The sequence below is a fragment of the Fusicatenibacter faecihominis genome, assembly GCF_020686945.1.
Lineage (GTDB): Bacteria > Bacillota > Clostridia > Lachnospirales > Lachnospiraceae > Limivivens > Limivivens faecihominis.
In genome coordinates, this window is record NZ_JAJEPR010000006.1 from 26071 (window position 1) to 46345 (window position 20275).

General features: G+C 48.7%; 20 protein-coding genes. 1 reads left to right on the forward strand and 19 read right to left on the reverse strand.

Features of this window, described 5'->3' with window-relative positions; genetic code table 11:
* Positions 1-51: 51 nt before the first annotated feature.
* From LKD71_RS05075 to LKD71_RS05140, 15 genes are all read right to left on the reverse strand, one after another.
* Positions 52-858, reverse strand: a complete 807-nt coding sequence (locus LKD71_RS05075) for an energy-coupling factor transporter transmembrane component T family protein (RefSeq protein WP_178046655.1) — start codon at positions 856-858, stop codon at positions 52-54.
* Positions 855-1757 carry an energy-coupling factor transporter ATPase gene (locus tag LKD71_RS05080; RefSeq protein WP_227614607.1) on the reverse strand — a complete coding sequence of 301 codons (903 nt, stop codon included), beginning with the start codon at positions 1755-1757 and terminating at the stop codon, positions 855-857. The genes LKD71_RS05075 and LKD71_RS05080 overlap by 4 nt, the downstream gene beginning before the upstream one ends.
* Positions 1733-2593 carry an energy-coupling factor transporter ATPase gene (locus LKD71_RS05085; RefSeq protein WP_178046657.1) on the reverse strand — a complete coding sequence of 287 codons (861 nt, stop codon included), beginning with the start codon at positions 2591-2593 and terminating at the stop codon, positions 1733-1735. Before LKD71_RS05085 ends, LKD71_RS05080 begins: the two co-directional genes overlap by 25 nt.
* Positions 2594-2855: 262 nt before the next feature.
* Positions 2856-3887 (reverse strand): LacI family DNA-binding transcriptional regulator, encoded by a 1032-nt coding sequence (locus tag LKD71_RS05090; protein ID WP_227614608.1) that lies wholly within the window; start codon positions 3885-3887, stop codon positions 2856-2858.
* Between the two features lie 135 nt (positions 3888-4022).
* Positions 4023-5507, reverse strand: a complete 1485-nt coding sequence (gene malQ, locus LKD71_RS05095) for a 4-alpha-glucanotransferase (protein WP_227614609.1) — start codon at positions 5505-5507, stop codon at positions 4023-4025.
* An 85-nt stretch (positions 5508-5592) separates the two neighbouring features.
* Positions 5593-6432 carry a carbohydrate ABC transporter permease gene (locus LKD71_RS05100; RefSeq protein WP_117767384.1) on the reverse strand — a complete coding sequence of 280 codons (840 nt, stop codon included), beginning with the start codon at positions 6430-6432 and terminating at the stop codon, positions 5593-5595.
* Positions 6432-7274 carry a carbohydrate ABC transporter permease gene (locus tag LKD71_RS05105; protein ID WP_227614610.1) on the reverse strand — a complete coding sequence of 281 codons (843 nt, stop codon included), beginning with the start codon at positions 7272-7274 and terminating at the stop codon, positions 6432-6434. The genes LKD71_RS05100 and LKD71_RS05105 overlap by 1 nt, the downstream gene beginning before the upstream one ends.
* A gap of 112 nt (positions 7275-7386) precedes the next feature.
* Positions 7387-8799: an ABC transporter substrate-binding protein gene (locus LKD71_RS05110; protein ID WP_227614695.1), complete on the reverse strand. Its 1413-nt coding sequence runs from the start codon at positions 8797-8799 to the stop codon at positions 7387-7389.
* A gap of 521 nt (positions 8800-9320) precedes the next feature.
* On the reverse strand, positions 9321-10466 hold the full coding sequence (locus tag LKD71_RS05115) for a 1-propanol dehydrogenase PduQ (RefSeq protein ID WP_227614611.1): 1146 nt from the start codon (positions 10464-10466) through the stop codon (positions 9321-9323).
* A 203-nt stretch (positions 10467-10669) separates the two neighbouring features.
* A complete protein-coding gene (locus LKD71_RS05120; RefSeq protein WP_178046664.1) occupies positions 10670-10981 on the reverse strand; it encodes a hypothetical protein in 312 nt (103 codons plus the stop codon).
* Entirely contained in the window at positions 10968-11759 is a 792-nt protein-coding gene (locus tag LKD71_RS05125) for a ParA family protein (RefSeq protein WP_227614612.1), read from the reverse strand. Before LKD71_RS05125 ends, LKD71_RS05120 begins: the two co-directional genes overlap by 14 nt.
* A gap of 81 nt (positions 11760-11840) precedes the next feature.
* A complete protein-coding gene (locus tag LKD71_RS05130; RefSeq protein WP_227614613.1) occupies positions 11841-12542 on the reverse strand; it encodes a GNAT family N-acetyltransferase in 702 nt (233 codons plus the stop codon).
* Entirely contained in the window at positions 12539-12850 is a 312-nt protein-coding gene (locus LKD71_RS05135; protein WP_227614614.1) for an Rpn family recombination-promoting nuclease/putative transposase, read from the reverse strand. The genes LKD71_RS05130 and LKD71_RS05135 overlap by 4 nt, the downstream gene beginning before the upstream one ends.
* Positions 12843-12965 (reverse strand): hypothetical protein, encoded by a 123-nt coding sequence (locus tag LKD71_RS18115; protein WP_255632938.1) that lies wholly within the window; start codon positions 12963-12965, stop codon positions 12843-12845. The genes LKD71_RS05135 and LKD71_RS18115 overlap by 8 nt, the downstream gene beginning before the upstream one ends.
* Before the next feature lie 430 nt (positions 12966-13395).
* The gene (locus tag LKD71_RS05140) at positions 13396-15807 is read right to left on the reverse strand and encodes a glycoside hydrolase family 31 protein (protein WP_227614615.1); all 2412 of its coding nucleotides are present in this window, start codon (positions 15805-15807) and stop codon (positions 13396-13398) included.
* A gap of 155 nt (positions 15808-15962) precedes the next feature.
* On the opposite strand from LKD71_RS05140, the gene LKD71_RS05145 reads away from it, so the two are divergent.
* Positions 15963-16490 (forward strand): peptidylprolyl isomerase, encoded by a 528-nt coding sequence (locus tag LKD71_RS05145; RefSeq protein ID WP_408610973.1) that lies wholly within the window; start codon positions 15963-15965, stop codon positions 16488-16490.
* Positions 16491-16563: 73 nt separating this feature from the next.
* Here the strand turns inward: LKD71_RS05145 and LKD71_RS05150 are convergent, their stop codons facing one another.
* From LKD71_RS05150 to LKD71_RS05165, 4 genes are read right to left on the reverse strand one after another with little or no spacing between them, the layout of a single operon-like run.
* Positions 16564-17481, reverse strand: coding sequence for an aldo/keto reductase (locus tag LKD71_RS05150; protein WP_227614617.1), 918 nt, complete (start codon positions 17479-17481; stop codon positions 16564-16566).
* An 18-nt stretch (positions 17482-17499) separates the two neighbouring features.
* Positions 17500-19128, reverse strand: a complete 1629-nt coding sequence (ptsP, locus tag LKD71_RS05155) for a phosphoenolpyruvate--protein phosphotransferase (RefSeq protein ID WP_227614618.1) — start codon at positions 19126-19128, stop codon at positions 17500-17502.
* Between the two features lie 22 nt (positions 19129-19150).
* Entirely contained in the window at positions 19151-19426 is a 276-nt protein-coding gene (locus LKD71_RS05160) for an HPr family phosphocarrier protein (protein WP_227614619.1), read from the reverse strand.
* A gap of 5 nt (positions 19427-19431) precedes the next feature.
* The gene (locus LKD71_RS05165) at positions 19432-20271 is read right to left on the reverse strand and encodes a deoxyribonuclease IV (RefSeq protein ID WP_178045243.1); all 840 of its coding nucleotides are present in this window, start codon (positions 20269-20271) and stop codon (positions 19432-19434) included.
* Between the last annotated feature and the right edge of the window lie 4 nt (positions 20272-20275).

Genomic DNA, 20275 nt, shown 5'->3' on the forward strand with positions numbered 1-20275 from the left:
ACTTCCGTCCGCTGTGGGCAGCGGAGTATGGAACCGCCTTTTCCGGTCTGGTTAAAACGGTGCAAACTGTCCCACAAGGATCATAACTGCAAGATATCCCAGAAGCACTCCATAAGCCATCCGGTCTCTTTTCTGATAGATCAGAGGCTTCATTTTTGTTCTTCCTTCACCGCCACGGTAGCCTCTGGCTTCCATAGCCATGGCAAGATCATTGGCACGGCGGAACGCAGAGATAAAGAGCGGAACCAGTAAAGGAACCAGACTCTTGGCTTTCTGGATCAGATTTCCGGAGTCAAAATCCGCTCCTCTGGCTTCCTGCGCTTTCATGATCTTATCTGTTTCCTCCAGAAGGATCGGAATAAAACGAAGTGCGATCGACATGATCATGGAAACCTCATGGACCGGTACATGGAGTTTGTTCAGCGGCGCCAGACCTTTTTCCATACCGTCCGTCAGATGATTCGGTGTGGTGGTCAGTGTCATCACGGAAGAGCCCACGATCAGAAATGCCAGCCGGATCGCCATAAAAGCGGCCTGTTTTACACCTTCCACCGTAAGGGTCAGCTTCCAGATCCTGATAAGCGGCGTTCCCGGCGTGAGAAACATATTGAAGACCACGGTGATCAGAAGTAGTACCATGATCGCCTTTAAACCTTTTATCATAAAGCGGAAAGGCACTTTGGAAGCCTTGATCACAATGGTCAGGAAAACAGCTGCCACCAGATACATCAGAAAGGAACGGTGCAAAAACAGAGAAATGATAAAGGTCAGTGTTCCGACCAGCTTCACTCTGGGATCCAGCCGATGGATCACGGATTCTGCCGGATAATACTGTCCGATGGTGATATCACGGATCATAAAGCCGCCCCCTTTCCGGGATCTGTCTTCTCAGATACCATACTTTTTAACGGGAGCTTCAGGGCTTTTAGGATTGCTTCCTTCGCTTCTTCCACAGTCGTGGCATCTGTGTCTATATCCCAGCCCTTTTCTTTTAATGCATGGGTCACATAAGTGACCTGTGGTGCCGCCAGTCCCAGCTTTTCCAGCTCTTTATAATGAGAAAAAACTTCTTTTGGCGTTCCGTCAAACCGGACTTTTCCATCATCCATAACGATAAGCCTGTCCACATATTTGGCCACATCCTCCATACTGTGAGAAACCAGCACAACCGTGATCTTTCTCACCTGATGAAGTTCTGCCACCAGATCCAGGATTTCATCACGTCCTTTGGGATCCAGTCCTGCGGTTGGTTCATCCAGAACGATCACTTCCGGCTCCATCGCCAGAATTCCCGCAATAGCAACTCTTCTCTTCTGTCCTCCAGAAAGCTCAAACGGTGATTTTTTATAGAAATCCGGTCCAAGCCCTACATGCTCCAGAGCTTCTTTTGCGCGGGCTTCGATCTCTTCCTGAGGCAGTCCCAGATTTTTCGGTCCAAAGCAGACATCTGAAAAAACATCGATTTCAAAAAGCTGGTGCTCCGGGTACTGAAAAACCAGTCCCACCTTGCTTCTCAGCTTTTTCATATCATAATTTTCCTGATAAATATCTTCATTATTATAGTAAATCGTTCCGGAGGTTGCTTTTAAAAGACCGTTCAGATGCTGGATCAGTGTCGATTTTCCGGAGCCGGTATGTCCAATGACACCTAAAAACTGTCCGTCCGGAATCTCCAGCGTTACATCATCCAGCGCTTTTTTTTCAAAAGCCTCGCCTTCCCCGTATAAATGGCTTACATGTTCGATTTTAATTGACATAAATTATCCACCAATTCCTCAATGCTCAAAATGCCGGCAGGCAAATCCAGTCCGGCTTTCTTCAGTTCGTGGGCCAGAAGTGTCACCTGCGGAACATCCAGCCGGTATTTTTTCAACGTATCCACCTGAGAAAAAATCTCTCCCGGTGTTCCCTGCATGACAACTTTTCCATCGTCCATAACGATCACTTTGTCCGCATAAATGACCTCTTCCATATAGTGGGTGATAAGGATGACCGTCACATCCTCCACCATATTCAGGGCACGTACGGTACGGATGACATCTTTTCTTCCAACCGGATCCAGCATAGCCGTCGGCTCGTCAAGAACGATACATTTCGGATGCATGGCCACTACACCTGCGATTGCCACCCGCTGTTTCTGACCGCCGGAAAGCTTATTCGGTGAAGAATGGCGATACTCCCACATTCCTACTGACCGCAGACTCTCTTCCACCCGCTCCCAGATCTCTTTCGTGGGGATTCCCATGTTTTCCGGACCGAATCCTACATCTTCATCCACCACAGAACCAATGATCTGGTTGTCCGGATTCTGAAAAACCATACCGGCACTCTGACGGATATCCCAGACCTTTTCCGGATCCTTCGTATCCATTCCGTCCACATAAAGAGTTCCTTCCGTGGGGACCAGAAGAGCATTGATCTGTTTGGCCAGGGTTGATTTTCCGGAGCCATTGTGACCCAGAATTGCCACAAAATCACCCTTTTTTACATCCAGATCCACGCCGTCCACAGCCCGAAGCGTTTCTTCCACCTGTCCGTCTTCGCCGTAACGCTTGTACTCGTAGGCCAGTTTTACTGCTTTAATGATATTCATGTTTCCTCCTGGTTAAGAACACATCTGAATCGTTTTCGCGTCCGAGAGTCCTAAGGCTTCCCGGCGCACGGAACCTCTGTCCCTGCTTTGGACAAATGTTCCTTTTTGTATCCCGTCCATTTTATTTCATTTGACAGACCTTGTCAACGGCTCTGCTGAATGGTTTCCTAAAAAATGCATGTATGATTTCCATCTTCCAGCAAGACAGCAAAAAAGATCCCGGAAGTCTCCTTCTCAAACAGACTTTCCGGGATCTTTTCATTCACTTTCTCTTTTTTACCGATTCTCCGGGCACCAGCTCCCCGTCAAAGATCAGCTGCTGTACTTTGGTCTTTTTCTTGATACTGTCAAAAAGAAGCTTGATCGTCTCTTTTGCCATGATTTCCGCAGGCTGGCGGATCGTGGTAATGGCCGGATTATAATAAGCAGCCATCTCCGTTCCATCAAAGCCAGCTACCGAAATATCCTCCGGTACTTTTTTCCCGGCATCGATCAGGGCACGGACAGCTCCTATGGCCATGCTGTCAGAAAGGGCAAAAATCGCTGTACAGTCCACTCCTTCATCCAGAAGTTCTCTCGTCAGCTTATAACCGCTCTTTATGGAATAGGTATCCACTTCCGGATCCATATGGCGGATCCTGCTTTCCTCCACCGGAATCCGATGGCTCTCCAACGCCTTCTTATAACCGGCCAGACGGAGCGCACCGATACTCACATCATTTTCACTGGAACAAAGAATTGCGATCTTTTCATGTCCCTGTCGGATGAGATAATCCGTCATACGGAAGCTCTCCTCCACATCATTTACAGAGACAAAAGAATAATCATTCTTATATTCTTCTCCCAGAAGACTTACCGTACTTAAAACAAACGGCACCGGTATCTTTTTCAGCTGATCTTCAGAATGGGAGGCAAAACCGCCCAGGAATACAATTCCTCTCAGCCGTTTCTCTTTCTCCAGCTCCAGAGCCACTTCCGTCTCATCCTGCCACTCATCTACATGCTGAAGGACCAGCGTATATTTCTTCTTCTGGATCTCTTCTTCAAATACTTTGATCATGCTGTTGAAAAATGGATTGCTGATACCCTTGATCAAAATGGCAATGGCTCTGGCATCGGAACGTTTCAGATTACGGGCACTGTTGTTTGGAACATAATGGTTTTCCTTGATGACCTGCATGATCATTTCCTTTGTCTCCGGATTGATATCCGGATGATTGTTGATCGCGCGGGAAACCGTACTGACTCCCACGCCGCAGATCCGTGCCACATCCTTGATCGTAATACTCTCCATGCCTTCACCTCTTTTCCGTTTTTTCGTAACTGTTTTGCAGGGTCACAGTTCTATTTTCTTCTTATGCAGTCAAAGTCTCTGCCCGGCTTTTGTTCCAGCCGGACGGAGACTCTCTGTTAGTTGATTCTTATATTTTTATGCAAGACGACCGTAAAGCTTGGTCATCCGGCGGATTCTGGCTGTCAGTTCCGGAGTGATCTCTCCCTCCAGCATTCTCCATTTCCAGTTATTTCCCAGCGTGGACGGAGTGTTGATCCGTGCTTCTTTCCCCAGTCCAAGATAGTCCTGTACCGGAATGATCGCCGTATCAGCTACACTGGACAGAGCCGCACGGACAAACTCCATGGGGATCTCTTCTTCTTTTCTTCCATAAAGATTCAGATAATCATCCGCAAATTTCCGGTCCTGACCATTCAGCTCTTTGTACCAGCCGCTGACGGTTTCATTGTCATGCGTTCCTGTATAAACCACACAGTTTCTCGGATAAGTATGCGGCAGATAATCGCTCTCTTCTCTGGAATCAAAAGCAAACTCCAGCACCTTCATCCCCGGATAACCGGTATCTTTTACCAGCTGAAGAACCGTTGGTGTCAGAAATCCCAAATCCTCCGCAATAACGGGAACCTCTCCCAGTGCTTCTTTCAATGCATTGAAAAGATCGATACCCGGTCCCTTTTCCCAGTGCCCGAATTCTGCAGTCTCATCCCCGTAAGGAATGGAATAATACTCGTCAAAACCACGGAAATGATCGATACGTACGATATCATAGAGTTTAAAGCAGTACTCGATCCGGCGGATCCACCACTGATAACCTGTCTTTTTATGATATTCCCAATCATAAAGAGGATTGCCCCACAGCTGACCTGTAGCAGAAAAACCATCAGGCGGGCAGCCTGCCACAGCCTTCGGTTCGTTCTTCTCATCAAACTGGAACATCTCCGGTGCAGCCCAGGTGTCCGCACTGTCAAAAGCCACATAGATCGGAATGTCACCGATGATCTGAATTCCATTTTGGTTGGCGTAATCCTTCAGTGCTCCCCACTGGGTATAAAACTCATACTGCAGCCAGGTATAGAAGTCGATCTCCTCACGGCACAGCTCCCGGTAATGCTCCATGGCCTTCTCTTCCCGGTTCCGGATATCTTCATCCCACTGATTCCAGCTCACACTGTTGAAGTGGTTTTTTACAGCCATATAAAGAGCATATTCTCCGACCCACTCGCTGTTTTCTTTTTTGAATGTTTCAAAAGCTTCTTCCGGCTTTTCCAGACTGCGGGTATAAGCTTTTTTCAGCAGGGTAAAACGGGATCCGTACAGTTTTCCGTAATCAATATATCTGGGATCACTGCCGAAATCACAGGCATCACACTCTTCCTGCAGAAGCAGCCCTTCTTTGATCAGCTGATCCAGATCGATAAAATAAGGATTTCCAGCAAAGGTGGAAAATGACTGATACGGAGAATCCCCGTAACTGGTGGGTCCCAACGGCAGGATCTGCCAGTATTTCTGTCCGGCTTCCTTTAATGTGTCTACAAAACGATATGCGCTCTCTGAAAATGCTCCGATACCATAGGGAGACGGAAGGCTCGAAACAGGAAGCAACATTCCACATGCTCTCATAATTTATCCTCCAACTCTTTTTCCAAATTTTAAGTATACTCAAATCCTTTATCCTTTGCAAGGAAAAAATCCGTTCTGCAAAAAATCAGCCCTTTACAGCTCCTGCCACAACGCCTTCAATAATATATTTCTGGCAGAAAAGATAGAACACAATAATAGGGATGATCGCCAGAACCAGTACACCCATCATAGCTCCCATATCAACAGAACCGTAACCGCCTTTCAGATACTGGACAGCAATCGGAATGGTGGTATATTTTTTCAGATCCAGTACCAGATAAGGAAGCAGATAGTCATTCCAGATCCACATGGTCTGAAGGATCGCTACGGTCACGCAGGTCGGTTTCATGATCGGAAGTACCACTCCAAAGAAGGTCTGCAGCGGGTTGCAGCCATCGATCATAGCCGCTTCCTCGATCTCCAGCGGAATGGATTTGACAAAGCCGGTAAACATGAAGACCGCAAGACCGGCGCCAAAGCCAAGATAGATGATCCAGAGTCCCCAGGGAGTGTTCAGCTTCAGAGTGTTTGCCAGCTTTGACAGGGTAAACATCTCCATCTGGAACGGTACGATCATAGCAAACAGGCACAGATAATAAATTGCGCTGGTAACAATGCTTTTCACACGAACGATATACCAGGCACACATGGAGGTACACAGAAGGATCAGGAATACAGAACCAACGGTGATGACCAGGCTCCATTTGGCACCTTCAAAAAAGTTTGCCTGTTTGACGCCGCGGAAATAGTTGTCCAGTCCCACATACATTTTTCCACTGGGGATGGCAAAGGGTTTGCGGCTGATGTATGCCTTCTTCTTAAAGGAGTTCATCAGAACCAGCAGGATGGGGAACATATAGACTACGGAAATGATGCTGAAAATCGTTGTCAGCAGTGCACCGTGTTTCGTTTTTCTCTTTTCCATTACTGCTGAACCTCCTTTCTTCTGGTCAGATAGTTCTGTGTCAGGGCAATCGCTGCAACCAGAATGAAGAAGATCACTGCTTTCGCCTGGCCCACGCCTTCATAACCGGCTCTGCCGTAGAAGGTAGTGAAAATATTCAGTGCAAGCATCTCAGACATCTTGGACGGCTCACCATTGGTCAGCGCCAGGTTCTGGTCAAAGAGCTTGAAGGAGTTGGTCAGTGTCAGGAAGGTGCAGACGGTGATAGACGGCATTACCATGGGAATGGTAACACTCTTCAGGACCTGTCTTTTGGTGGCTCCATCGATCTCGGCTGCCTCGATCAGTTCTCCCGGGATATTCTGGATACCGGCAATGTAGATGATCATCATATAACCGATCTGCTGCCAGCACATCAGAATGACCAGTCCCCAGAAACCAAATGTGGAGGAATACGTCAGCGTACGGCTGAATTTCATCAGGATGCCGTTTAAGAGCAACTGCCAGATGTAACCAAGCACGATACCGCCGATCAGGTTCGGCATGAAAAATACGGTACGGAAAACGTTGGTTCCTTTGATGCCTTTGGTCAGAAGCAGTGCCACTGCAAACGCCAGTACATTGATCAGGATCACACTGACTACCGTAAAGGCTGCCGTATACCAGAATGCGTGTACAAAGGTGCTGTCTTTGAATACTTTGGCATAGTTGGAAAGTCCAATAAATTTTGCATCATTAACCGTTGTGAATTTACAGAAGGACAGGTATACACCTTCTGCAAATGGAATGATAAATCCCAGTGTAAATGCGATCATCGTAGGAAGCACGAAGATCGGAAAATATCTCTTGATTGCTTTTTCCATAATCTCACCTTTCCAGTCTTAAGGTTTTTGCCGGATAGGAAACCCGGGGAAGTTTCCTATCTAGCAAAAGAAAGGCAGGCGATCTCTCGCCCGCCCCTTTTTTCATTGCTGCTTATGCGGCCTCAGTTGCTGTCTCGGTCTCAGTTTCAGCGGCTTCGGTATCTGCCTCAGAAGCTGCTTCGGTATCTGCCTCAGAAGCTGCCTCGGTATCTGCCTCAGAAGCTGCCTCGGTAGCATCCTCTACTGCTCCCTCATTCTGCTCTGCATACTCGGTTGCCCAGCCGTCAACAAATGCGGTCTTCACTGCATCCCAGTCACCAGTTCCCTGTGCATACTCAAGAAGTGCACTACCTACGCCGTTTTTCCAGTTCTCAGACGGCATTGTGGTGAAGCACCATGCAACAGACTCTTTACCTGCATCGATGTACTCGTTTGCTGCGGTTACAAGCGGATTCTGTGCCTGATACTCTTCTGTGAAGGTATCAAACGGAGTTACAAAGCCCATATCCTGGGAGAGAGAGGTTCTTCCCTCATCGCTGCTGATTACCCAGTTCATGAAGTCCAGAGTTGCCTGAATGTCAGCCTCAGATGCCTTGTTGTTTACGCACCAGTAGTTCTCACTTCCGGTACACAGACCCTGATTCTCTTCTCCTTCTACACCAATGTAGATCGGAAGCATACCCAGATCTTCATCTGCTACTTCGTTATCTTTGATATCATTGTATGCCCAGGTACCATTCTGATAGAAGACAGCCTCGCCAAGTGCGAATTCGGAAGCTGCATCCTCACCAGTCTTGCTGGAAAGTACAGTCGGCTCACAGGTGGAATCTGTGATGTAAAGATCGAAGATCTGTTTGTAGTTGTCAAGGTAGGTTCCTTTGATCGCATCGGTAGAGTTGATGCCATCTGCCTTGTACTCATAGTAGATCGGCAGGTTTGCCAGATGTGTCTTGAATCTCCAGTCGGAAGAAGAATCAAAACCGGTAGAAGCGAAAGCTCCCTCGATTCCCAGATCATCTTTCTTTGCCTGGATATCATCTGCTACTGCTTTCAGAGTCTCAAAATTGTTGAGTTCATCAACAGAAGAGATCACTGCTCCGTCCGTTGCCATGTAATCATTCAGAAGCTTCTTGTTGTAGATCAGGCCGTAGGTCTCGATTACATAAGCGATACCCTGTACAGAACCGTCATCATTCTTCAGTGCGAAATCATCGCTCTTCAGATGTTTGTAAACCTCACTGTCTTTCAGGTCATAGCAGTAATCTTTCCAGGTAGCAAGACCAACAGGACCGTTTACCTGGAACAGGGTCGGTGCCTCTGCCTTTGCCATTTCAGATTTCAGAGTGGATTCATAGGTTCCGGAAGCTGCGGTAACTACGTCTACCTGTACGCCGGTCTCATCGGTGTATTTTGCTGCCAGATCTTCCCACTGTGTAGCCTGCTCGGGTTTGAAGTTCAGATAGTAAACCTTTCCGGTTTCCTCATCTGCAGATGCCAGTGTTGCCGGAACCATGCTCATTACCATGGCTGCTGAAAGTCCAAGTGCTGTGATTTTCTTTAAATTTTTCATTTTGAAATCCCTCTTTCTTTCATAATAAATGAATGGTTTGTGCCGACTGGAAACTTTCTGGTAACGTTGTCAGTAACGTTTCCGGTAACGTTTCCGGTTGATAGCTTTATACTAGCACCGATTAGGTAATTTGACAAGTGTTTTTTTTAAGTTTTTTATTTTTCATTCATTTTATCTAACTTTATTATATGCTTTTTGTGCAATTTTTATACTGGTGGGAATTTTTACTTTTTTTGTAGAAAAAATGCTTTGTGACTATTATGTGGATTGGAAAATCAAAAGATTTAGTAAGGTTTGCCCTGACTCCACATGGAGCCTGACAGAGTTTGGGATTCGGCATTGGTAGTGACTGATTGAAAAAAAGAGACTGTCCGAAGGGCTTTCGGCATAACAGAGAGTTCTATTGGATGTTGGAACTTTCTGATACAAAAAAACCTGACTGAACAGTGGGAGCTGTGCAGTCAGGTCTGATTTTCTTACCAGAGTCTTTCGTAGATTTCCATGATATCGTCTTTGGATGGCTGTCTCGGATTGGTCGGGGTGCAGGCGTCCTGAAGGGCTGCCTCCGCCATATCCGGGATGGCTTTGAAGTACTCGGCTCTTGTGCATTTTCCGGTCTGGGAAATGCTTAAGGGGATATCCATCTCGCGGAGCATGAACTGTACCCAGGCTACCAGGGCACGGATCGTGGTCACAGTGTTGAAGTTCTGTACGCCAAGAAGTCTTGCGATCGTGCAGTACTTCTCTACCTGGCGGGGATAGGTCTTCTGGCTACGGCTGTTCTTCGTGATCATGCTGTTGTACTCGATGATGTGCGGAAGCAGCATGGCGTTGGCTCTTCCATGAGCAATGTGGAAATGAGCTCCCAGCTGGTGAGCCAGGCTGTGGTTAATTCCAAGAGAAGCAGCGTTGAAGGAAAGGCCTGCCAGACAGGATGCAATGTGCATCTTCTTTCTCGCATGGGTATCGTTTCCATCCAGGTAAGCACGAAGAAGGAAGGTTCCGCAGATCTCAATGGCTTTCTCGGAAAGTGCTGCGGAGAACTCTGTGCTCTGCGTGCTGACATAAGCTTCCATCGCATGGGTGAAAACGTCCATTCCCGTATCAGCGGTGATTGCAGGCGGAACAGAACGGGTGAGCTCTGCATCCAGGATTGCCTCTGTAGGAAGGAGACTTTCAGAAACCAGTGGATATTTTCTCTGCTCCTGCGGATCGGAGATAACGGAGAAAGAAGTTACCTCAGAACCGGTTCCGCTGGTGGTCGGAACAGCGATAAGAGCGATATTATCAAGACCTCCTACGCGGGAAGCAAACTCACGGATGGCTTTGGCTGAGTCGATGGCGGAACCGCCGCCCACTGCCACGATAGCCTCAGGCTTATAATCCATGACTGCTTTCACTCCGGCTACCACTTTATCAATGGGTGGGTCCGGAACGACATCCTTAAATACTTCAAATTCAATCTTTGCCTCATCCAAGCGGCTGGTGATCATCATAACCATACCGCTCTGCACCACGAACGGATCTGTGATGATCATGACTTTTTTGTACGGTATCTGAGTCAGGCGGTCCAGCGCACCGTCGCCGTAGTAAATCTTGGTTTTAATGTCAAAACTATGCATACCTTTACCCCTTCTGCCATCCTTACGGTGGCCTTTGTATCTTGTTCCCCCATCCTTCTTCTTCTTCTGCATTGGAAGAAAGTGTTCGTTACATAATTAACATAAATTATACCATAGTTTGTTTTGAATCGCAAGGAATTTCACATAAAACAACGTGAAACAACGGCATATTTCTCTTAATTGAGAAAAAATCGCACATACTATTACAGAAGATAAACCGGAAGCTCTTTTGTAAAGGGGATGTGACGGTCGTTTTTCGCGGATTCTGCTGCTTTTTCCGGTTCTTCGGGCTTCGTTTCTGCTGCTTTCACCGGCTCTGCTGGTTCGGAAGCAGCTGTTTTTGCTGTGGCTGCTTTGGAAGCTGTTGTTTTCGCTGCCGCCGGCTTTCTCTTTCTCGTGGTTTTGGGCTTTGCCTCCTCGGCCTTCTCTTCTGCTGCAACTTTAGTTTCTTCTTTCTTCGGCTCTGTCTCGGCTGCTTTTGCCGCCCGTTTTAAACTTGCTTTACCTACTGCCATACTCCATTACCTCCCTGGCTAATTCCATATATTCGCCGGCACTTCTGCTGCTCTTTTTGAACTCCACCACCGGAGCACTGCTGTCCTGGGACCACTCAATTGAGCTGTCCACCCGGATGAAGGTATCAAAAAGATGAATATCCGGCATTTCTTTAAAAGTTTCCATAGTCTGCTTGAAATAATTTTTTCTCGTATCGACTTTCGTGAGAACCACGCCCATAACTGAAAGCTCCGGGGTAATCTGTTTCACATCATTGAGAAAGTCAAACATATTCGCCAATCCGAACATGCCCCAGGGGCTGGCTTCCACAGGAATGATGACCCGGTCCGAAGCGCAGAGAATATTCATGACCCAGCCGCCGAGGGTGGGCGGAGCATCAATGAGAATATAGTCGTAAACACCGGAATCCTTGATCTTCTGAAGACATTTCCGCAGGATAAATTCCCTCTGCCATTTCGTGAAAAGTTCATACTCGATGGAACTCATCAGCGTGGATGAGGGAATCAGATCCAGGTTCGGATAGACTGTGGGCACGATAAAATCCGTGAGATCCTGCTGTTTTCCAATGGCATAGTAGAGGTTCTTTTCCCCGGCTGCCATTTTCAGCACCTCATCCTCGGAAAAAAAGGAAAGGGACAGGTTCAGCTGCATATCCCCATCCACCAGAAGCACTTTTTTCCCCGCCATAGCCATGGCCGCTCCCACATTGGAACAGGTGGTGGATTTGCCGCTGCCGCCTTTGTTATTGGTAAAACAGATGGTCATTGTCTTGTCCATATGTACCTACTTCTTTCTGCTTTGTATATAGTAATCTGATTTTGATTATAACCGAAGATCCCGTCCTTTTTCAAGCAGTTTTCACAATTCTTCCAGTACTAATTGGAAATGTTCTGGATAAAGGTGACAGAGTTTTTCCGCGGTACGTCGAGAAGCAAGATTTTCCGGATGACAGAAAATAAAAGCCTTTATTTCTCCGGTGAGATCCTCCATCTCTTCCGACAGAAGTCCCACCGCCTCCGAAGCGATCCCCTGACGCCGGAAAGAAGGTGCCGTAAGATAGCCAAGCTCCAGCACCTGTTTTCCCTGATATTGCCGCTCCTGAAAGCCTGCCCAGGCTGCAAGCTCGCCCGTTTCTTTCCACAGAACCGAGTAAAAACCATAGCCATAAAAGCCATACCGGTTTCGAACATAGGCCTTCAGTTTTTCCCGCTGCTCCTCCTCAGAAAAAAGCTTTCCTTCTCCCTCAAAGAGCCAGCGCCTGGCTTCCTCATCCGTAAAAAATGCCAGCAGTTTTTCCACATCTTCTTCGGTACTCTCCCTGATTTTCAACTGCTCCGTCTCCCCGATGCACCAGGGAAGCCCATAATGCCGTTCATAGACCCTCTGAAAAAAGAGTTCGTCCAGCTCATCCAGGCTCTGCACTGTATAATCCGCCTCATAAACCGCCTCTGCCCCGGGGCGCTCGTAATAAACCACAGGGCGATTCTGGGCCGCGGCGGCTCTTACAAGGGCGGGGTCGTCGGTGAGAAGGACATTGGTTTTTGTGTCTGTTTTTTTCATGTGGGCTCCTGTCTTTTAATTTCCAGGATTTCTTCCAGCTCCTCCCCGGTCAGATCAGCAATTTCTTCCGGACTTTTTCCTTTTCGCAGCATATTGGTTATAATGCTTGTCACCTTTCTCATTTTTCTCGCCTTTTTGCCTTGCTCTTTGCCCTCAGCAAAGTCCTCTTCTCTCATCCCTTGCATCTGTGAATGATAGTCCCGGACTGCTTTTTCACGCGCTTCGTATTCCAGCCGCTTCTTTTCATCCACACTCATATGCTTCAGCATTTCATAGGCTTCTTCCATATAAGAATCTTTCTCAGGCATTTTTTTCAAATTCCCTCCTGCTCTTCGCTCCAAGGAAACGCATCCAGCGGATAATTCCTGCTTCGTCTTGCTCTTCCTTCGGCAGCTTTTCCAATTTCAGAACATGAATCTCCATAAGATCCGTATAGGCCTCCCCGGTGTCTTTATCACAGAAAATAATCTTTCGGAAAATGAATAAAATTCAGGATGCCTACTACGTTCTGACAGGATAGCGATACGGAGCGCTTTTCTTTTATAGTAGCATACTTTTTCCCTGTGGCAAAGAGATCCCTTTCTGTCAATGAAACAAATCTGACTGAGAAAATGTCCGTATCTTCTTCCTTATTCACTTGTATATTCATCGGATATTTTCTCAGGACTCTAAGGATTAGATATGTGTTTCCGATTGGGTTATTGGATATTTATAGATGCTATGAATTATATCAGAGTTTTTTTGCAAAGTTTTGTTTTATATCCTGTCCAAATATAGCAGTCTTCCCGCCTGCATGCAAGCCGGAAAACTGCTATATGGTTATTTAAAACGGTATTTCATTTTTCAGCGCAGACTACTCTGCCTGTGCAGTCAGCAATTCCATGATTGCTCCCTGGAGATCGTGGTCCAGGTTCATTCCCTGAAGCTCGGAAATCTTCTCCAGAATCGTGGTGTCCTTGCATATCACTTCATAGACTGCTGTTTTCAGATCAAACTCGATTTGTGCACTTTTCAGAATTTCAAAAATATGGCGCTTGGTCTGATTTCTGTACAGGCTGGTCTCCTCCGGCAGGCGGATCTGGATCTCGCCTTCTGCTGTGATGGCCGGAAGCTCAATAATGAGTTTTCCTTCCTCTGCCAGATAGCGATACGGAAGATCACAAGGAACACCATTAACAGATACCTGCACCGCTGCATCTTCCGGAAGCTCCAGAGCATTCCACTCAACGGTATAGGAACGTTTCTCCGGGATCAGCTCTTTTCTTCCTCTGACTGCTGAAATCGTGAATTTCTTTTCTTTTTCCCAATTCAGCGTGTACTCTGTCAGCGCACAGTCCCCATTCTGGTAAGCGGTCGTCTCGTTATCATCCTCATAAAGCGTAAAGGAACCGTCTGCTCCGCTGAAAATGCGAAGGTACAGTTTTTCCGGATTGGCAGCCGCTTCTTTGGAATCAATCTCTTCTGTCATCGGCACAATTCCGCCAGCCTTGACCAGAACCGGTATGGAATCCAGCGGACGATACATATCAAAAGTTCGTTCCTCCGACTGATAAACCACTCCTGTGAAAAAGTCAATAAAGGTCCCCTTCGGAAGCCAGGTGCTTGCCTTTCCCATATTCAGATTCTCAGCCATCGGCGCGGTGATCGGATTTACGAGCATCTCTGTACCATAATAATACTCATTTTTCACTTTTCCAAAAGCATTTCTCCAGCCATGCTCATAATGCAGCGGCAGAATCAGCGGAAGATCCTCTGCAAAAGCCCGGTGGTTCATGGTATACAGATACGGGATCAGCTTATGGCGGAGCCGTAAAAAGTTCTCCATGATCTCGCAGATATCTCTCCGATACTGCCAGGGCTCCTTTCCATTAAACTCGTTTTTCGTGGAATGGAGACGCATGATCGGAGAAAATACGCCCAGCTGATACCAGCGGCATTCCAGCTCATCATCCCGATAGCCAAAGTTATGGCCGCCAATGTCATGGCTCCACCAGCCATAACCAATATTGGAGGCTGTAGAAGTAAAGTAAGGCTGAAAATCCAAAGTTTCCCAGGTAATAAAGCTATCGCCGGAAAAGCCGATCGGATATCTGTGGGAGCCCGGGCCTGCATATCTTGAAAACGTCATGGGGCGTTTTTTCTTTTTCCCGCTGTCCAGGAAATGGAAATGGTTCAGCATCCACAGAGAATCCAGGCCCTCGATTTTCGTTCTCGTACCCTGCTGCCAGTCGATCCACCAGAAATCCACACCAAGCTCTTCATGGGGATAGCAGCCGTATTCAAAATAAATCTTCAGCGCTTTTTCATCTGTCACGTCAAAGGGCACCGGCTCTTCTTTTTCGGCAGAGACCCCCATCGCCTTTGCAGCTCCCTCATAGCAGTCCTCAAACCCGCGGATTCCATCGGCAGGATGAAGATTCAGCGTCACCCGCATTCCTTTTTCGTGGAGAGCGTCGATAAAACGTTTGGGATCCGGAAAGAGCTCCCGGTTCCAGGAAAAGCCGGTCCAGCCGCTTCCGTATTTGGGATCTATCTGAACCTTATGCCAGTCCATGTCAATGACTGCCACACTGAACGGAACATTTTCCTTCTCAAAACGCTTCATGAGCTTCAGATAGCTTTCTTCGCTGTATTCATAATAACGGCTCCACCAGTTTCCCAGAGCGAAACGCGGCAGCATAGGCGTTTTTCCGGTCAAGTGATAATAATCCCTCAGGCAGCCCTTTTCATCCGACTGATATCCGAAGAAATAGAAATCCAGCCCTTTCTCCGTCCGCGGGCAGACCCAGCCATTTTCATCCAGAAGCAGTGTGTTTGAATCATCCAGCACAGACCAGCCTTCCAGAGACATCAGGCCCAGTCCCAGCTCACAGCTTCCATTTACCATATCCAGCGTCCGGGCGGTTCCGAACAGATTGCCGGAATGTTCCGGATCTTTCCCGAAAAACCAGCTGCGCGCCTGATCTTTCCCGTAACCCTTGACCTCGATCGTAAGACCATTTGCTGAAAATTCCTTCTTGTCATAATGCAAATGCAGGAAGGAAGTCTCCAGCTCCAGCTCCTCTTCCGTCTCGTTCACTTCAAACTCCACCTTCGGAAAAGCGCGGTTCCAGACTACCTGAGAGGCCCGGTCCTCAAAATGACCAGTCTCATTGTACTCCAGACGGAGCAGCCGCTCTGTCAACACACTGATGCGGTAAGTAGTTCCCTGAATTATGGCAGTCGCAGCTGCCACAGGCTGTGTTTCGATTTTAGAAAACTCCATGATTTACCTCCTTTTCAAAAAAGCTATAGGATGTATTTGATTTTACTCTTTCACTGAACCGATGACAATACCAATAATGAAATATTTCTGTCCTGCCTTGCCATCTGTCCCAAAAAAGATTATAATAGCCAGAGAATACTGAACAAAAGGAGATTATGATTATGGCACAGAATCCGATCGTTACCATTACTATGGCAAATGGCGACGTTATGAAAGCGGAGCTTTATCCTGAGATTGCTCCCAACACCGTAAACAATTTCATCAGCCTGGTGAAAAAGGGCTTCTATGACGGCCTGATCTTCCACCGCGTCATCAGCGGTTTCATGATCCAGGGCGGCTGCCCGGATGGAACCGGCATGGGCGGCCCGGGCTACAGCATCAAAGGTGAGTTCGCCCAGAACGGCTTCAACAATTCCCTGAAGCATGAGGCAGGCGTTCTTTCCATGGCAAGAGCCATGCATCCCGACTCTGCCGGAAGCCAGTTCTTCATCATGCACAAGGCTGCTCCGCATCTGGATGGCGCTTATGCCGCTTTCGGAAAAATCACCGAGGGCATGGATGTCGTAAACAAGATCGCTGATACCGACACCGATTACAGCGACCGCCCGCTGGACGAGCAGAAGATCCAGTCCATGACCGTTGAAACCTTCGGCGTGGATTATCCGGAACCGGAGAAACGATAAGTTTCTGCATAGCAAAAGGCACATGAAAGTCCCTTTATAGCAGGGATTTCTCATGTGCCTTTTCTTTTATTTCTTACGGCAACATCTTCCCGGCGGCCAGATACAGCTCGTACCACTCTTCTCTCGTGAGCACGATATCTGCTGCTTTTGCCACATCAGACAGGCGTTTTTCATTCATGGTACCGACAATGGTCTGGATTCCGGCGGGGTGGCGGAGAATCCAGGCAACGGCGATGCCGTTTGGCGTGGTGTTGTATTTCTCAGCCAGGCGGTTCAGGACCTCGTTGAGCTTCGGATATTTTTCGCTTCCGATGAAGATTCCCTCAAACATGCCGTACTGGAAGGGTGACCATGCCTGGACCGTGATGTTTTTCAGGCGGCAGTATTCGAGAACGCTGCCGTCCCGGTTACAGCCCGCGTCGTTCTGGATATTGACGTTGAGGCCTGCGTCAATGGTGGGGCAATGAGCTACGGAAAACTGGATCTGGTTGACCTCAACCGCTCCTTTTGTGGCCTGATTCAAAAGCTCGATCTGCATGGGATTGTGGTTGCTCACACCGAAAGCCCGAACCTTTCCCTGGGTTTTCAGCGTATCGAAAGCCTCTGCCACCTCTTCCGGCTCCATGAGAGCGTCCGGACGATGAAGAAGCAGAAGATCCACATACTCGGTGTTCAGCCGTTTCAGGCTGCCGTCCACAGATTTCAGGATATGCTCCCTGGAAAAATCGTAGCAGATGCCCGGACGGATCGCGCATTTCGTCTGGATCACCACCTGTTCCCGGAGGGAAGGTGTCAGGATCTTTCCAAAGGCTGCTTCCGCCTCTCCTCCTGCATAAATATCCGCGTGATCGAAGAAATTGATGCCGTTTTCCAGAGCTGTGTCCACAATGGCCCGGACCTCATCGTCGGTCTTTCTCTGGGTCAGACGCATACAGCCTAAGCCCACTCTCGATACTTCTTTGACATTTTCACTGATCTTAAACGTTTTCATTCTGTAAAAATTCCTTTCTCAGTCTATATTTCTTATTTTTTCCCGCAAGGGCAGTACCCGGGAGGGCGGCACGGAAAGCTCATCCACGCCCACTTTTACAAAAAACTCCGTCAGCGACTCATCGCTTCCCAGATCTCCGCAGATTCCCACCGGGATCCCTGCTGCCCTGGCATTTTTCACCGTGTACTCGATGAGACGGAGTAATGCCGGATGATGCGAATCGAAATACTCCTCTGTCCTTGGATTTTCCCGGTCCACCGCCATAGTGTACTGGGAAAGATCGTTGGTTCCGATGCTGAAAAACTCTGCCTCCGCGGCCAGAAGATCGCTCAAAACCGCGGCCGCCGGAGTCTCAATCATGACACCCTGACGGACTTTTCCGCAGGGAATCCCGAAATCGGCAAGCTCCTCCTCCACTTCCTTTAAGAGGGCTTTGGCTCTCTTAAACTCCTCCACAGAAGTAATGAGCGGATAGAGAATCGAAACTTCACCGTAGGCTCCCGCCCGGAGAATGGCCCGAAGCTGCGTTTTGAAAAGCTCCTCTTTTTCCAGGGAAAGACGGATGCCCCGAAGACCCATAGCCGGATTGGTTTCCTGCTCCAGATGAAAAGGCTCTCCCTCCATATACGGCGCCCGCTTGTCCGCGCCAATGTCAATCGTCCGGATGACAACCGGTTTGCCAGCCATCATCTCCACCGCCAATCGATAGGTCTGGAACTGTTCTTCCTCCGTCGGGCAGTGATCCGCCTCCAGAAAAAGATACTCGCTCCGAAAAAGCCCGATGCCCTCGGCTCCGTTCTGCAGCGCCCCGGCCACATCCGAAACGCTGCCCACGTTGGCACAAAGCCGAACCCTTCGGCCGCTCTTTGTGACGGTTTCCTGGTCTTTGTACTCCGTGAGAAGCCGAATCCGTTCCTGCTCTTCCTTCTGAAGCTTTCGCATATTTTCCAGAGTTTCCTCGTCAGGATCCACATAGAGAAGACCGTTCACTCCGTCAAGGACAGCCATTTTGCCATCCCACTCTTCCCTCACCGGAACTCCTATGAGGGCCGGAAGATTCATGGTCCGGGCCAGAATCGCCGTGTGGGACTGGCTGGATCCCTGGCGGGTCACAAAACCCAGGACCTTGGACTTGTCCATCTGAACGGTCTCACTGGGAGCCAGATCCTCCGCCACCACAATCACCGGCTCTTTTCCCATCTTTTTTCGCTTTCGTCTGCCGCTCAGAATGCCGATAACCCGCTCGGAGATATCCTGCACATCAGCCGCTTTTGCCCGGAAATATTCATCCTCCATGCCGGAAAACATCCTCGCAAAATTGTCCCCGGTGGCAGCCACGGCATACTCGGCATTGACGCCCTGGGTCTCGATGATATTTTTCACAGAATCGCTGTAATCCCGGTCCTCCAGCATCAGCGCATGAGCCTCAAAAATCGCGGCGTTGATCTCGCCCAGCTCACGGACTGCTTTTTCCCGCAGACCATTCAGCTCCCGGACCGCCTCGTCCCGCGCGGCCTCGTAGCGTTTCCACTCTTTTTCTGTGTCCTCCACCCGGTATCTCTTGACACTCTGCTCTTCTTTCGTATAAAACCAGATCCGCCCGGCAGCGATCTTCTGCACGATGGCCCTGCCTTTGTACTGTTCCATAGCTCTCCCTTTCCTTTCCGGTTCAGAGGTAGGTTTCAAAGAAATATTTCAACTTTGCCAGCACTTCCTCGTCGTCGGCGCTGACGATGACCTCATCCCCCTGATGGATTCCAAGTCCCATGACTGCGATGAGTTTGCCCGCGTCGATGGACTTGTCCCCTTTGGTGATGGTCACGGCGCAATCCGCATCCCGCACCAGTTTGGACAGCATTCCGGCGGGTCTTGCGTGAAGTCCGGTCTCATCCTTGATTACATAACGAAATTCCAGCATTTTGTCCTCTTTGATTTCTTTTTCCATCTGTGTCAGTTCCTTTCTTCTGCAAATTTTCGCATCATCGCGATCTCTTTTGTCCAGCCTTCGTCATCGTTGGGCGTCTCCATGATAAAGGGCAGCCCCTGAAGCTTCGGATGTGAGGCGATCCTGCGGAAAGCCTCCAGGCCGATATGACCCTCGCCCAGCCTTGCATGCCGGTCTTTGTGCGCGCCAAGGGGATTCAGGCTGTCGTTGCTGTGAATGGCCTTGAGATAGTTCAGGCCAATGACCGCATCGAACTCCTCCAGCGCCTCATTGAAGTGATTCACAATATCATAGCCTCCGTCCCAGACGTGACAGGTATCAAGACAGACGCCCATTTTTTCTTTCAGCTCCACCCGGTCGAGGATCGCCCGGAGCTCCTCAAAGCTCCGGCCCACCTCAGTTCCTTTTCCCGCCATGGTCTCCAGAAGCACAGTGGTGGTCTGCTCGGTTTTCAGCGACTGGTTTAAAAGGTCGGCAATGAGCTCGATGCCTTTCTCCGCTCCCTGGCCCACATGGCTTCCGGGGTGAAAATTATAATAATTTCCCGGGATGTACTCCATCCGAACAAGATCCTCCTGGAAGGCCCGGAATGCAAAATCTCGGACCTCCTCTTTCGCCCCGCAGGGGTTCAGTGTATAGGGCGCATGGGCAACAATCTTTCCAAAATGATGCTTCGCCGCCAGTTCCCGAAACCTGGCCGCATCTGCGGGATCGATGGCCTTTGCATTTCCACCCCGGGGATTCCGGGTGAAAAAAGCAAAGGTATCCGCTCCCAGCTTCAGGGCATTTTTTCCCATGGCCTCAAAGCCTTTGGCCGATGAGAGATGACAGCCTGTATAGATCATAATA